Origin of the sequence: Laspinema olomoucense D3b (assembly GCF_025370785.1) — a bacterium.
Lineage (GTDB): Bacteria > Cyanobacteriota > Cyanobacteriia > Cyanobacteriales > Laspinemataceae > Laspinema > Laspinema olomoucense.
The window spans coordinates 85,794-100,314 of the sequence record NZ_JAMXFA010000019.1; the positions used below are offsets into that span (position 1 = coordinate 85,794).

Genomic DNA, 14,521 nt, shown 5'->3' on the forward strand with positions numbered 1-14,521 from the left:
TAGGCTATTTGTAATCTGGATGACAATTCGTATCATTGATTACCAGAATGGGTTAATCATGCAAGGATTGCATTGAGATTATCCTATTTTTGCATGATTTTGAGGGTGAACCACGGATTTCACGGATTTTCACGGAGTTGGAGGAGGGGGAAGGGATGGAGTTTGTGGATTTGCATGAACCGTTTCTGCAACAGTTAAAAGTGTGGGCGAGACAAGCGGGACTGCGCGATCGCATCACGATTCGTCAAGGAGATATGGGTGCATTAGAGGACCCACCGGGCAGTTTTGACCTGATTGGGTCATAAGGGGCCATCTATCTCCTGGAATGGCGAGTTTTTTGGTTATGTCTTTTATCTCATGAAAAAACCAGGATATAGCCAGTCTAAAGGACTTTCTCTCGGGATCCGCGAAAGAACCTGCAACCCCCACCGATCGTCCCTAAGAATCAATCCTGGATCATCGCACCTGTAAAGTCCGCAACCGATTGAGGGCCGCAGCGAGTTCCAGAGGCCGAAATCGCACTAAATCCCCTTCCGGAAATCGGGTTAATACATCTAACCCCTGTTCATCAATATCCGCCATGACCCGATCGAGAATCTCCCGCAGCGATCGCCTGCCGTCCATGTAGCGGTCCTTGCCATATACCATTGCTGCTGCGATCGCCCGTAATTGTCCCGGGTCCACAATTTGCTCAACGGCAGTTAAATCAATGTCTTCCATGCCAAAGCGCACTTCATCCACATCTCGCACCTTCAGACGCACATCCCGTTTCCCGGAACTTGGGTCCAGACTGTTGGGGATGGGAATCCGGTTGGCGATCGCCCCGAATTCTTGTCCCCCTTCTGATTGCCGACCCGTGGCATATTCGGCAGCGACTGCCTTGGCGCGATCGGTGACATCATAAGCGACAAAATTATCCATTGCCACAGCGCGATCGGCCACATCAAAATAATCGCCACTGCCGCCCATGACTAAAATGGTCGAGATTCCCAGAGTGGTCAGGGATTTAATTTTATCAATAAAGGGTGTAATCGGTTCCTTTTCTTTAGCAATTAAAGCTTGCATCCGGCGATCGCGAATCATGAAATTAGTCGCTGCTGTATCCTCATCCACCAGTAATACAGTTGTTCCCGCTTCCAATGCTTCCATAATATTAGCAGCTTGTGAGGTACTGCCACTGGCATTGGTGGTGGAAAATTGTTGAGTAGAACGACCTTGTGGTAAATGATTGATAAAGGGTGAAATATCGACTCCGACGACGCTGCGACCATCTTCTGCCCGGATTTTCATTGCCCCCGGATCGGTGACAACAAATTCCCGTCCATCTCCGGGAATGTGATTATAAACGCCTAATTCGATCGCCCGCAGTAAGGTAGATTTGCCATGATAACCGCCTCCGACAATCAGGGTAATGCCGGTGGGAATTCCCATTCCGGTAATTTGGCCGCGATTGGGACAATCAAATTCCACCTGTAATGATTCCGGAGAGACGAAGGGAATTGCTTCCGTAGCACTTAACGGGCGATCGTCTACTCCACTGCGGCGGGGTAAAATAGCACCATTGGCAATAAAGGCGATTAAATTTTGTTCTTTGAGGCGATCGCGCAACCAGTCGGCATCTTCAATGGTTTCCACCTGGGTGCGAATTTGCGCCGCCTTCAGATTGCGGTAAAACAGCGCTTTTTCTACAATTTTAGGAATATCATCGCAAAGCATTTCTGCTGCCAGATGCCCCAAAATTCGCCGTCCTTGGGCCGGAAGTCCTACGGTGAAGCGAATTTCTACCCAATCGGAATGGATGGAAGCACAAGTGCGTTCTAGGACCTCTTGGGTCACCTTGGCGATCGTGATTTGACCGCTTTTCCCCGTTCCCCGTCGGGTGGAAACCTGCCTTGCCGCCTGAGCAAACTCCCGAGTGAGATAATCCCCCAGGGCAATATTGCGACTGGGAGAGTGATACAATTCTCCAGGAAAACCCGCCACCGATTGCGGCACTCGCACGGACAGTTTACTCGGTGATGCAAATGGGTCGCCCTGAACATAATCAATAGACAGGGTAAAATCCGGGAATTCGTAGCGACCCTGGATTTCTTTATACGCCTTATAACTGCGACCATCCAATTGATTTAACTGCTGTTGTAACCGTTGATATTGCATGAAAAGCCCACAGAAAAATAACCCTTAGTTAGAGCCGTGAATTTCGGCTATTCCGAAGTTCCGTCCCCCGCTCACAATTATCCCACAAGATGAACCGTTAATTCCAAATCAAACTCAAGGTCACGACTGGCTGTCGTTTTCTAATGTGCAACGTCCCGAATTCAGGGATTTCCCCTAGTGATTATCACCACCCTTCCATCAATTTCCCATCTCCCCAAGTCTTATTAATAGGGGCTAATCCCGAAAATAATCGAAAGGGCGCATAACTTGCGCCCCCAATCATTCAAGAATTTATGATAAGTAATATCCTCAAAAACGGCGAATTGATTTGACCCTATCCTGATTTGAGAAAAACTGAGCGGTGGGAGCATCTCAGTCTGGTAATGATGGGGGTATAAATGACAAAATCCGGTGAATTAGGCCACCTCTTGGTGACCGATCGCCCGGTCGATGAAACGCTTCCCCGCCGCGATCGCCACCTCGGGAGTGGGATAGGGTTTCGTATCGCTGAGGACCTCAGTTTCTGAAGCAAGGCACAAGGGACGATATCCATCCGTTCCGGGAAAAACCAAAATCGTCCAATCCCGATAATTAACCTGATGGGGTTTTGCCGTTTGCAAGTCCCGATTGGGGTTCATGATTGCCCTTCCTTTTTAATAAACCGTCTTAACATACAGGACATTCCCTCGCGATTCCGTCACCGAGCAAACAACCCGAACCCGCGAGCCCCAGGTAGAAGACCCACGAATGCCTATTTAAGGGTCTTTTCCCCCCAGGAATTTTCTAGAAATCGGGAAATTCGACAGGGTTTTGGATCCGAGCGTATAGTGAGGATATACTGTTTCATTCTGATGCTCTATGCCCAGACGCATCACCATTCAACCTCATCTGAGCGTAGCAGAACTTGAAAGTCGCTATCGCCACTCCAAAGACCCGGTAGAACGTACCCATTATCAAATCATCTGGCTGTTGGCAAAAGGCTTCCCCACGGAACAGGTGGCAGAGGTAACGGGGTATTGTCGGGAGTGGATCCGGCAGGTGGCGCGTCGTTATAATCAGGAAGGCGGCGCAGGAGTGGGCGATCGCCGTCATGATAATCCCGGTGCCGAACGGTTGCTGTCTCCCCAACAGGAAATCGAGTTATGGAAAGCACTCCAAGGCCCTCCTCCCACTGGCAGATTGTGGAATAGTCGCACTGTTGCCGATTGGATATCGGAACGGATTGCCCGTCCCGTGGCGGTGCAACGGGGATGGGACTACCTTCAACAGATGAAAGCAAGACTGGCTGCTGAGGGGACTCTCAGCGGATAAGACCGCCTCATGAATGCCCTGAGCCTCTCCCACTCCAAATTAGTCCAATTCCGAGTAGAATCTTTACAGGGTTAGGGCTCAGGAGACGGGCCAGTTAAATCAACTGTGGTGCCAAACTCTCCCGGTCCCGCGCTGCCACTCTCTTTCTATGATCACCAACTCTGCACACTTATGTCTGCAATTTCTTCTGGACAACATCCGCCGGTCCCTTGGCATACATTCGACATCGATACCACCCTGGAAAAACTCCAGGTTGATCCCGCGACGGGTTTAAGCTCGGCGGAGGTATTGGAACGCTTGGAGCAGTATGGCCCGAATGAACTACAAGAAACTGCCGGTCGCAGTCCGTGGATTATTTTACTCGATCAGTTCAAGAACATCATGTTATTGATGCTGATTGGGGTTGCCTTTGTTTCAGGTTTTTTGGCCATTCAAGAGAAGGAGTTTCCCAAGGATGCGGTAGCAATTATGCTGATCGTCATTCTGAATGGGGTATTGGGCTATCTTCAGGAAAGCAGGGCTGAAAAAGCCCTCGCGGCATTGAAAAGTTTGGCCTCTCCTCTGGTCCGAGTTCTACGGGATGGCAAACTGCTGGAAGTTGCCGCAAAGGATGTGGTCCCGGGAGATATTATGTTTTTAGAAGCGGGGGTGCAGGTTGCAGCAGATGCCCGACTCCTAGAAGAGTCTAATTTGCAAATCCGCGAGTCCGCTTTGACTGGGGAGGCGCATTCAGTGGAAAAAGATGCACCCCTGAGTTTGGCGGAGAATACACCCCTGGGCGATCGCCTGAATATAGTCTTTTGCGGCACGGAAGTGGTCAAGGGACGGGCCAAGGCGATTGTTGTGGGGACCGGAATGCACACGGAACTCGGTAAAATTGCCGCGTTGATTCAGGGGGTGGAAAGTGAAGATACCCCCCTGCAACGACGGATGACTCAACTGGGGAATGTGTTGGTCACCGGGGCCTTAGTGGTCGTGGCGCTCGTTGTCCTGGGTGGCACCCTGGTTCAGGGAATGGATGCATTTAGTAATCTGTTAGAAATTTCCCTGAGTATGGCGGTGGCGATCGTCCCCGAAGGGTTACCGGCAGTGATTACCGTGACTCTGGCCCTGGGGACCCAACGCATGGTCAAGCGTCACGCCTTAATTCGCAAACTACCTGCGGTGGAAACTCTGGGGAGTGTGACGACCATTTGCTCGGATAAAACCGGCACTTTAACTCAAAATAAAATGGTGGTCCAAGGGGTAGAAACTGCGAGTCACAGCTTGACTGTTACCGGAGAAGGATATCAACCCACGGGAGATTTTCTCCGGGCAGATGGGAGCAAAATTGGGGTGGGTCAGTTAGGGGACGCTCCCGACCTGGAAACCCTGCTGCTGAGTTGTGTGCAGTGCAATGATGCGGTATTACAGTACGAGAATAATGACTGGGGGATTGTGGGTGACCCGACGGAAGCGGCGTTACTGGCCCTGGCGGGTAAGTTGGAATTCACTAGCGATCGCCTCTCTCCCCAACTGCCTCGGATCGCTGAGTTTCCCTTCTCCTCAGAACGCAAACGGATGAGTGTCGTCTGTCGAGTCTCCAATGCTGAATCAAAGGTGCTGACTCAGAACTCACCGCCCTTCGTGATGTTTACCAAGGGTTCTCCCGAATTAACCTTAGGCTGTTGTACCCAAGTTCTCATTGGCAACCAGCTTCAACCGCTTTCTGAGGCACAACGGCAGCAGATTTTAGCCCGGAATAATGATTTAGCCAGTAGGGGGTTGCGCGTTCTGGGATTTGCTTACAAACCGTTAAGTGTACAACCACCAGAGGGTTCAGAAGAGCAAGCAGAACGGGAGTTAGTCTGGTTGGGAATGGTGGGGATGTTAGATGCACCCCGACCGGAAGTGCGTGAGGCGGTGGTGAAATGTCGCAGGGCCGGGATTCGAGTGATTATGATTACTGGGGATCATCAACTCACGGCAAGCGCGATCGCCCAGGATTTAGGAATTGCTCAAGAGGGCGATCGGGTCCTCATCGGTCAACAGTTGGAAGAAATGTCCCAGGATGAGTTAGAACGGGAGGTGGATCACGTTAGTGTATATGCCCGAGTCTCTCCCGAACATAAGCTCAGAATCGTCCAAGCGTTGCAAAAACGGGGTAAATTTGTCGCTATGACTGGGGACGGGGTAAATGATGCACCCGCCCTCAAACAAGCTGATATCGGTATTGCAATGGGGATTACCGGAACCGATGTGAGTAAAGAAGCCAGCGATATGGTCCTGCTGGATGATAATTTTGCCACCATTGTTGCCGCAACGGAAGAAGGTCGGGTGGTTTATACCAATATTCGCCGCTTTATCAAATACATTCTCGGGTCTAATATTGGGGAACTGCTGACGATCGCGGCTGCACCCCTGTTAGGATTACCGGGTGTTCCCCTCACGCCCTTACAAATTCTCTGGATGAACCTGGTTACCGATGGGTTTCCCGCTTTAGCCTTGGCGGTAGAACCCCCAGAACCGGATGTGATGTATCGTCCCCCCTTTAGTCCTCGGGAGAATATTTTTGCTCGCGGGTTGGGGTTGTATATGGTGCGAATTGGGATTGTGTTTGCGATTATTTCCATTGCCTTAATGATGTGGGCCTATTCCCACACTCACGCCGTTAAAAGCGACGTACTGGATGCGGACCGTTGGAAAACGATGGTTTTCACCACCTTGTGCGTTGCTCAAATGGGTCATGCGATCGCCATTCGGTCCCATAGTCAGTTGACGATTCAGTTAAATCCCTTCTCCAATCCCTATGTCTTCGGGGCGGTGATTATCACCACCATTCTCCAGTTTATGTTGATTTATGTCGCACCGTTACGGGCATTTTTTGGAACCCATTGGTTGCCGCTGAATGAATTGGCCATTTGTTTAGGGTTTAGTTCTTTGTTGTTTGTTTGGTTGGAGCTAGAAAAGGTATTCTTTCAGGTGTTTCAGAGCCGGAAACAGCCAGCAGGTATCCAGCAAAAACCCTAATTTAACGTTGTAGCTAGAGATTAGGGAATGGGATTTTTGCCCGTTAGTCGGGGTCAAATCCTGACCCTAAAAGGGTTATAGTCGGATAAATCTGACTCAAAGCTAGTAGCAGGGGGTTTTTACCCCCTGCTCTTGTCTCTACGGTGGTTATCGCTACCAACATCGGGATAACAACTCAAGTCTCTATTATAAAGAGGAGGATTTTTTATCAAGATTAGGGATTAATTTTATTTTAATAAACTAGATTTAATTATGTTTATAAAACAACTGCATTTGAGACAGTTTAGAAATTATAGAGAACAGGAAATTGAGTTAAACGCCCCGAAGACTATTTTAGTGGGGGATAATGCTCAGGGAAAAACCAATGTCTTGGAAGCGTTGGGGTTACTTTCGACGTTGAAGAGTTCTCGGGTCTCTCGCGATCGCGATTTAGTTCGGGAGGGTGAACCCCAGGGACAAATTATTGGGATGGTTTCGCGGGAATATCGGTCAGTTAAATTGGGAGTGGTCCTGCGGCGCAGTGGACGACGAACGGTATCCGTAGATGAAGAATCCTGTCGGCGAAATGTGGATTTTTTGGGTTTGTTAAATGTGGTTCAGTTTTCTAGTTTGGATTTGGAATTAGTCCGTGCTGGTCCGGAAACGCGGCGCAATTGGTTAGATGGTTTGTTGGTCCAGCTTGAGCCGATTTATGCTCATATTTTACAGCAATATAATCAAGTTTTAAAACAAAGAAACGCGTTATTAAAGGAGATTAGAAATGCGGAGGCCCGGGGAGAAAAATCCTATCTAGGTCCGGAAAAGCAGGCTCAATTGGGGTTATGGGATGCCCAATTAGCGACCCTTGGAGTCCGGGTGATGCAGCGGCGATCGCGGGCGTTAGACCGATTGGTTCCCATTGCCGAAACTTGGCACGCGGCAATTAGTGGGCGTGTGGAATCTTTATGTATTCATTATGCCCCAAATGTGGAAGGAATGCAAGATAAAGCATTGCGCGATCATCCACAACAGGCAACGCAGGCTTTTTTAGAAAAACTCCAATCCCGGGCGATCGCTGAGTCATTTCAAGGAACAACTCTGGTTGGTCCTCACCGCGATGAGATCGAGTTTACTCTCAACGAACTCCCCGTGAAACAATTCGCCTCCCAGGGTCAACAACGCACCCTGGTTTTAGCCTTAAAATTGGCGGAACTTAAACTGATTGAGGAGATAGTTGGAGAACCGCCGATTTTACTCCTAGATGATGTTCTCGCTGAGTTAGACCCCAAGCGGCAAAACCAACTCCTAGAAGCGATTCAAGACCGATTTCAAACAGTGATTGCCACGACTCATTTAGGCGGATTTGAGCATGATTGGATTAATTCCGCCCAAATTCTCACGGTGAAAGCGGGGGAAATATTTCCCTCACCCTAAATCCCTCTTTGAAAAGGGGAGAGAGATTTAGGATGAGGGTTTTTCTGCTAATCCCCTCCCCGTTGAGGGCCTTATTAGGCTATGCTCTATAAACATAACCGGGTAATGACCCTCTCGGTATGCAAGGGGAATCAATTCGTGCTATCTAAACGCAAAAAATCCAAATCAAAACGCGCTCAACTTGGTCAAAAACCTGCGGGTTCAGTTAAATTCCCTGATTTTATCCCCTCTCCACCCCCTCGCCATCCCCTAGATGTGGTTTATGAACAGTTTAGTAAACCTCAACTCAATTTTATTTTTAAAAAAGACGAACCCTCGATTTATGTGCGGCATACCGAGGGACAAATTATTAAATGGAACTATCAGGTGGAAAAGGTATTTGAAGATAAAACAACGGGATTTTATGCCGAGGGTCGAGTGCCTTTATCGGGCAATGCACCGCCGGTATTAGTGATTCGCGGATATGGGTCTTGGTATCCCTTGGATGGAGTCATTCAAGATACTCCAGAGGTGTTTATTGCTCACCTAGATTGGCAATCCAAAGCTGCGGAAACCCAAGGCGCGATCGCTTGGATTAAGGAAAAATGTGAACAGGGCGATCGCCCGGACGTGATTGGCGAAAGTCTAGGCGGAAAAATCGCTCAACAACTGGGGGTTAAATACTGCGATCGCATCGCGTCCGTTGTCACCTTTAATCCCTTAGGAGTTTCCCGAAAATTAGCCCAATCTAGTCCTCATCCGTCGGTATTTCATTACTTTACCCTCGGGGAACGTTACGCATTTTGGGCGAATCAAGGAGAATTCATCCCCGGGACAATTTTGCAAATCTCTAAACGAGGAACTCGGTCCTGGAAATACCGCTTAACCGAGTGGTTGATTCAGCGGACTCCCTCCCCCCTGGAACATTTTAAAAGTCGCCATTGTTTAGGGCGAATCATCGAGATTATTGAGCGTCTGGTTGTCCAATTTATCCTCGTTTATCGCCACAATGGCTTAATTTTTACCCATCCCCGTCCCGTGGTTCGGGTTGTTGATTTAAAAGAGTTGCTTCCCTGAGCTAAAATAAACCTATCCCCTAAAGCATGGGGCTAATCCAACCCTGTCTCCTGCGGCAGGGTTAGATGAAAATTTCACCGGATGAGTTGCGGTTTTAGTAAAAATAATTATTATGTCAATCATTGTTGCGGAACATCTCAGTAAAGTTTATCCCGTTGCCATCAAAGAACCGGGACTCAAAGGAACTCTGAATCACTTTTTCAAACGGACCTATCGGAATATCGAAGCGGTTAAAGATGTTTCTTTCCAAATACAACCCGGGGAAATGGTGGGATTTTTAGGACCTAATGGGGCAGGAAAAACCACGACTTTAAAAATGTTAACCGGGTTAATTCATCCCTCAAGTGGGCGCGTCGAGGTGGCGGGTCATGTTCCGTTTCAACGCCAAGAAGCCTTCCTGCAAAAAATTACGTTAGTCATGGGACAAAAGCAACAATTAATCTGGGATTTACCCGCCTTAGATTCGTTAAGAATTAATGGGGCGGTGTATGGAATTCCCGAGAAAGAATGTCGGAAACGGATTGGTCAATTAACGGAAATGCTTTCTTTGGAAGGCAAGCTGAATCAACCTGTGCGCAAACTATCCCTCGGGGAACGGATGAAAGCGGAATTGATGGCGGCATTGTTGCACAATCCGGATGTTTTATTTTTGGATGAACCCACTCTGGGATTAGATGTGAATGGACAAGCATCGGTTCGGGATTTTTTACGCGACTATAATCAAAGGACAGGGGCGACAATTCTGTTAACCAGTCATTACATGGCGGATATTACTGCCCTGTGCGATCGCGTGATTTTAATTTATGCAGGGCAACTGATTTATGATGGCAGTTTAGATGGCTTAGTTGAGCGTTTTGCTCCCTATCGAGAGGTGCAGTTAGAGTTAACTCATGCGGTTACTGACCCGGAAAAATTGCGGCAACAAATTTCTAAGTATGGAGAGGTGGAAGAAATTGCGGGTCAGTCGGTGCGATTATTGGTGCGTCGGGATACCCTAACTGCTACCGTGGGTCAGATTTTAATCGATTTTGAAATATTAGATTTAACAGTGACTGAACCGCCGCTTGAAGAAGTGATAGGACGAGTCTTTACCGCTGGGGCGATCGTCTAAACCATTGGGTAAAGAACCGAAACCGGGTTGAGTCCCCCAATTTATACGAATCACCGGCAATTAAGTCCAAAAAACCCATTTATAACTTCTCTTGTACCCCTACCCTAACCTCTTAACTCCTAAAATTCATGAGACGTTTTTTAAGAATTGCTCCAACTTTACTCTCAGTTCATTATGCTCACATGGTGGAATACCGCGCCGAAATTGTGTTGTGGGCGCTGTCAGGTTGTCTCCCTTTTATTTTAATGGGACTGTGGTTAGAAGCCTCTCAAGGAGGTCAATTCGCCTTAGAGCCTGTGGAGTTTGCTCGTTATTTTTTGGCAGCGTTTATTGTCCGTCAATTCAATGTGGTTTGGGTGGTTTGGGAGTTTGAAAAAGAAGTGGTAGAAGGAAAAATATCCATGAGGTTATTACAACCCTTGGACCCGGTGTGGCATCATGTTAGCGCTCATCTGGCGGAACGGGGTGCTCGCCTGCCCTTTATTGGGGGCTTGATTTTAGTTTTTTTTGCCTTATATCCCGATGCGTTTTGGCTGCCCAATTTAGGACAGTTTTTACTCTGGATCGGAGTGGTGGCGCTGGGGTTTACTCTGCGCTTTTTGATTCAATATACCTTTGCACTCCTGTGTTTTTGGATAGAACGGGCGAATGCGATCGAGCAATTTTGGTTTCTATTTTATCTGTTTTTCTCCGGCATGGTTGCTCCTTTAGAGGTGTTCCCCGAAGCAGTTCGCCAAGTGGTTTTATGGACACCGTTTCCCTATATGATTCACTTTCCAGCGGCGTTATTGGTGGGATTACCTGTTAATGTAGTCCCCAGTCTTGCCATCATGTTAGGTTGGGTGGCAATCTTTTGGATCCTCAATCGCTGGTTGTGGCGTCGCGGGTTGCGCCAATATTCCGGGATGGGGGCTTAATTTAAGCTCAAATCATGGATTTCAGATTTAAGGCGGTTTCGTTGAGTTTTTGAATCCCGGTTTTGACGTGAGTCATACTCGTTGCGGTTTCTGCTGCTTCATGGGTGAGATCATTCATCGCAGTCATCACCTGTTCGATCGCCAGGGACTGTTGTTGTGCAGTGAGGGCGATTTGTTGGGTATGTTCCACAATTTGTTCCATGCCACCGGCAATATCGGTAAACACTTCGGCGGTATTTTGAGCGATTTTCACTCCAGTTTCTACATTGGTTTGTCCCTCATGAGCAGCTAGGGCCATTGAATTAACCGCCCGTTCAATATCTTGGACTAAGGTGGAAATATCCTGGGTAGATTGTTTACTGCGATCGGCCAGTTTTCTAATTTCCGAGGCAACCACTCCGAACCCTTTTCCCTGTTCTCCTGCACGCACTGCTTCCACTGCCGCATTCAGCGCCAACATATTGGTTTCGGTGGCTAAATTGCTGACTAAATTGGAGATGGTGCTAATTTTATTTGTCTGTTCATTTAAGCTGAAACTCCGGGAGGCGATCGCCTCGACCTTTTCTTTCAAAGTTTCCATTTCCTCAAAAGTTTGGGAAACCGCTTTGCTCCCTTCTTCCACTTTAACTAAGGCGTGTTTTCCACCCAGAGCGGCATTTTGCGCTTGTCGCGCTGAGTCGGCAGAAGCAGCATTAATCCGATCAATCGCCACGGTTGTTTCTTGCACTGATGCCGACTGTTGCACCGTCATTCGTTCTTGCTGTTCAATAGTTGCTAACAATTCTATTGAGAAGGAGGAAACTACCCCGGTAATATCTCGAATAGAACCGAGCAAATTCTTTAAAATCATACTCCCGACTTGCAGGACAACCACCAAGGCAACCCCAGTAATCATAATAGCAACGGTGCTTAAGTTATTAATTGGGGCAAAAACCACGTCTTTCGGCGCGGCATAGACCAAAACAAACCCATTTTTCAAATTTTGGCTATTTGGGAAAATTGGATTATAGCTAATCACCCAATCAATTCCTTCAGAAATAAAGCCTGTTTGAAATGACAATAACTTTTGACTAATTTCTTCAGGATAGTCCTGGACTACCGTCTCCTGCTTATTTAAGTCAAATCCCCATTCTTTGCTTTCGTTTCGGTGATAAATGTAGTAGCCTTCAGGGTTTATAATAAAGGCTTCATGGGAGTTTTCTCCCGTTTTCCCATCCACCATTTCCAAAAAGGCATCGGCGAACACATTGGCAATAACAATACCCTTTTTTTCTCCTGATGCACTATAAATCGGGGTGCTGTAGCGAATCACTGGAGTATGAGGAACTTCTATTTCTCCATTTTCCCGATTCAAGTCAACCTGTGAAACAAAAATTTCACCGGAACTTAATTTCATTGTTTCAAGGAAATAGTCCCGATTAGCCTGATTCTGAAGCTGGGAATCCGGTATAGTCTTAATCGTTCCATTTCGTGAGTCCATCCGGACCAACTCATCGCCCTTTTCATCCAAATAGCGCAGTTGATAATAATAGGGTTTAGAGTCTAGGAAAGAATTAAAAATGATTTCTAATCTATTTTTCCAGTCTGGATACGAGGATTTGTCTTGGGGGTCGATTCCTCGATTAGCTCTGGCTCTCACTATCCCTTGAACCGGAGGGGTTTGGCTGAGGTATAAGACATCAGCTTTAACATTTTTTAGAAAAGAACTAATTTTTGATTCACTATCTGTACCTTGACGCGCCATTTGGTTATAAAGTAACTCGGTTAGAACCTTCCGGTAGGACAGGGTACTATATCCCCCGACGATCGCCACCGGAATTAATGTACTCAAGAACAGTAAAACCAAGAGCTTATTTTGAAATTTGCTGAAGAGTTTGGTAATCATTTGAGTCTCCCAATTCACCGAAAAGCACTAACTTGTTCTGGATGCAGTTGAAATTTCAAAAACCCATTAATGACCGAAGAAGAGTGGCATCGGACCCCTGAATAAATAGAGAATTCTCTATGCTTCTGTCACTTTTATTCTTTAAGACTAGGGTGGTTAACCCCCAACATTGACCCCTTCCGGTTTGGTTATCTGACTTATCGCTTTACTACTTATTTTACCAGAAAAAATACTTATCAGACATCCGCTTTTTTGCTGAATTTTAGGGACTGCTGATCAGGGGTTTGGGTCTAAGTTGATAAAAATAGGGTAATAAAATATAGCATAACTCGACTAAATTGTCAAGACAAAAAACCCCAGACTTGGGGGACCTGGATCAAGCAGACAGGCTGTAGTTTTATGTATAGCACAGGGTGGAGACCCGAACGGTTTCTAACTCACTGAAACCGGGCTTCAGGGGTTTAGGAAGACTGGATTTGGTAGGGTAAAGTCACTGTAAAAGTAGAACCCACATTCACTTCTGAAACCAACTCAATGTTGCCTTGCAACAACTTAACCAAACGAGAGACGATCGCCAGCCCCAATCCCGTACTATTCGCCAAAAATGTGTTATTGGAACCCGCTCCTCGAAAATAGGGTTCAAAAATCTTAGATTGCTCTTTTTCCTCAATTCCAATGCCGGTATCACTTACAGTAATTGACCACTTCTCTTCCGAGATCACTTGGCAGCGAATGAGGACTGTTCCCTTGTCGGTATAACGCACTGCATTAGTAACTAAATTGGTTAGCACTTGCTGTAATCGTAACGGGTCACTCACGATTAAATTAAAAGATTGATCACAGTCCACTTCAATTGTGATATTTTTAGCGTGGGCCATATATTCAACCATTTCTACGGTTAAATTAATGACATTACGCACATTAGTTTCCATCAAATGCAGGGGCATTTGCCCAGATTCATAGCGCGAAATTTCTAAGGCATCGTTAATCAACTGGAGTAACTGTCGTCCGTTGCGAAGCACTTTTTCAATATGATCTAAATGAGGAATCTCATTCTCCCATTCCGCTAAATGTTTTCGCTGTTGACGTAAGAAGAGGTCGGAATAGCCGATAATGGAAGTCAGGGGGGTTTTCAATTCATGGGCCAGGTGGGCCAGATTTTCTTGACTCGCACGGACTAATCGCGCCAGTTCTTGATTAGTGAGCTTAAGCTGGGCGTATAAAACCTGCAATTCTTGCAATTGTTCTTCGGTATAGCTGCTAAAACAGAGCCTGATGACTTCATCCATTGCATGATCAATCAGGCGCAGGACCCGAATCACTTCTCTGGGATTGCTTTGTTCGAGTTTTTCCTCAATGACATCTACAATTGTCTCTCGGGCTAATCCATATTCTCGGACAATTTCGGGCGCTTTGTAGTCCGGTTGCAGGTTTATAAAACCCTGAGCTAAAGCAGTTTGTAATAGAGTGCGTTGATCATTTTTGGGGAAGGGTTCCAGGAGAGAAGCGATCGCCTCAATGATTTTAGGTAGGGTATCCAGAATGGCTTGATAAGGGACCTCACCCGTTGTGCCTATCGCTTGCTCATGGCGAACCAAGATAATCCATTGCTCCAAAATTAAATCTTTTTTATTTCTTAATAATTCGCTAAAGTCATTCATT

Annotated in this window: 11 protein-coding genes; 7 read left to right on the forward strand and 4 right to left on the reverse strand. The window is 46.9% G+C overall.

Annotated features, from left to right (window positions below):
- Positions 1-155 precede the first annotated feature (155 nt).
- Positions 156-305 carry a class I SAM-dependent methyltransferase gene (locus tag NG792_RS15740; RefSeq protein WP_261236005.1) on the forward strand — a complete coding sequence of 50 codons (150 nt, stop codon included), beginning with the start codon at positions 156-158 and terminating at the stop codon, positions 303-305.
- Positions 306-456: 151 nt separating this feature from the next.
- Here the strand turns inward: NG792_RS15740 and NG792_RS15745 are convergent, their stop codons facing one another.
- The gene (locus NG792_RS15745) at positions 457-2,157 is read right to left on the reverse strand and encodes an ABC-ATPase domain-containing protein (protein ID WP_261236006.1); all 1,701 of its coding nucleotides are present in this window, start codon (positions 2,155-2,157) and stop codon (positions 457-459) included.
- A 416-nt stretch (positions 2,158-2,573) separates the two neighbouring features.
- Positions 2,574-2,795: a hypothetical protein gene (locus tag NG792_RS15750; protein WP_261197783.1), complete on the reverse strand. Its 222-nt coding sequence runs from the start codon at positions 2,793-2,795 to the stop codon at positions 2,574-2,576.
- A 220-nt stretch (positions 2,796-3,015) separates the two neighbouring features.
- On the opposite strand from NG792_RS15750, the gene NG792_RS15755 reads away from it, so the two are divergent.
- The 6 genes from NG792_RS15755 to NG792_RS15780 all read left to right on the forward strand — a co-directional run bounded on the left by NG792_RS15755 (position 3,016) and on the right by NG792_RS15780 (position 10,974).
- The gene (locus tag NG792_RS15755; protein ID WP_261236007.1) at positions 3,016-3,468 is read left to right on the forward strand and encodes a helix-turn-helix domain-containing protein; all 453 of its coding nucleotides are present in this window, start codon (positions 3,016-3,018) and stop codon (positions 3,466-3,468) included.
- A 171-nt stretch (positions 3,469-3,639) separates the two neighbouring features.
- Complete coding sequence (locus tag NG792_RS15760) at positions 3,640-6,477, forward strand: cation-translocating P-type ATPase (protein WP_261236008.1); 2,838 nt, start codon at positions 3,640-3,642, stop codon at positions 6,475-6,477.
- 252 nt (positions 6,478-6,729) lie between these two features.
- Positions 6,730-7,890 (forward strand): DNA replication/repair protein RecF, encoded by a 1,161-nt coding sequence (gene recF / locus NG792_RS15765; protein ID WP_261197786.1) that lies wholly within the window; start codon positions 6,730-6,732, stop codon positions 7,888-7,890.
- A gap of 138 nt (positions 7,891-8,028) precedes the next feature.
- The gene (locus NG792_RS15770; RefSeq protein WP_261236009.1) at positions 8,029-8,946 is read left to right on the forward strand and encodes an alpha/beta fold hydrolase; all 918 of its coding nucleotides are present in this window, start codon (positions 8,029-8,031) and stop codon (positions 8,944-8,946) included.
- A gap of 112 nt (positions 8,947-9,058) precedes the next feature.
- On the forward strand, positions 9,059-10,057 hold the full coding sequence (locus tag NG792_RS15775; RefSeq protein ID WP_261236010.1) for an ABC transporter ATP-binding protein: 999 nt from the start codon (positions 9,059-9,061) through the stop codon (positions 10,055-10,057).
- A 128-nt stretch (positions 10,058-10,185) separates the two neighbouring features.
- A complete protein-coding gene (locus tag NG792_RS15780) occupies positions 10,186-10,974 on the forward strand; it encodes an ABC transporter permease (protein ID WP_261236011.1) in 789 nt (262 codons plus the stop codon).
- Positions 10,975-10,981: 7 nt separating this feature from the next.
- Here NG792_RS15780 and NG792_RS15785 read toward each other — a convergent pair whose 3' ends face one another.
- Together NG792_RS15785 and NG792_RS15790 are read right to left on the reverse strand one after the other, a co-directional pair.
- Positions 10,982-12,859 carry a methyl-accepting chemotaxis protein gene (locus NG792_RS15785; RefSeq protein ID WP_261236012.1) on the reverse strand — a complete coding sequence of 626 codons (1,878 nt, stop codon included), beginning with the start codon at positions 12,857-12,859 and terminating at the stop codon, positions 10,982-10,984.
- Positions 12,860-13,320: 461 nt separating this feature from the next.
- Entirely contained in the window at positions 13,321-14,520 is a 1,200-nt protein-coding gene (locus tag NG792_RS15790) for a sensor histidine kinase (RefSeq protein WP_261236013.1), read from the reverse strand.
- Position 14,521: the final 1 nt, after the last annotated feature.

What these genes read in the sequence shown, in the direction of transcription:
- NG792_RS15750 (WP_261197783.1), bottom strand. Translation starts at nt 2,795, where the DNA reads ATGAACCCCAATCGGGACTTGCAAACGGCAAAACCCCATCAGGTTAAT.
- recF (WP_261197786.1), top strand. Translation starts at nt 6,730, where the DNA reads ATGTTTATAAAACAACTGCATTTGAGACAGTTTAGAAATTATAGAGAA.
- NG792_RS15760 (WP_261236008.1), top strand. Translation starts at nt 3,640, where the DNA reads ATGTCTGCAATTTCTTCTGGACAACATCCGCCGGTCCCTTGGCATACA.
- NG792_RS15790 (WP_261236013.1), bottom strand. Translation starts at nt 14,520, where the DNA reads ATGAATGACTTTAGCGAATTATTAAGAAATAAAAAAGATTTAATTTTG.
- NG792_RS15785 (WP_261236012.1), bottom strand. Translation starts at nt 12,859, where the DNA reads ATGATTACCAAACTCTTCAGCAAATTTCAAAATAAGCTCTTGGTTTTA.
- NG792_RS15775 (WP_261236010.1), top strand. Translation starts at nt 9,059, where the DNA reads ATGTCAATCATTGTTGCGGAACATCTCAGTAAAGTTTATCCCGTTGCC.
- NG792_RS15745 (WP_261236006.1), bottom strand. Translation starts at nt 2,157, where the DNA reads ATGCAATATCAACGGTTACAACAGCAGTTAAATCAATTGGATGGTCGC.
- NG792_RS15740 (WP_261236005.1), top strand. Translation starts at nt 156, where the DNA reads ATGGAGTTTGTGGATTTGCATGAACCGTTTCTGCAACAGTTAAAAGTG.
- NG792_RS15780 (WP_261236011.1), top strand. Translation starts at nt 10,186, where the DNA reads ATGAGACGTTTTTTAAGAATTGCTCCAACTTTACTCTCAGTTCATTAT.
- NG792_RS15755 (WP_261236007.1), top strand. Translation starts at nt 3,016, where the DNA reads ATGCCCAGACGCATCACCATTCAACCTCATCTGAGCGTAGCAGAACTT.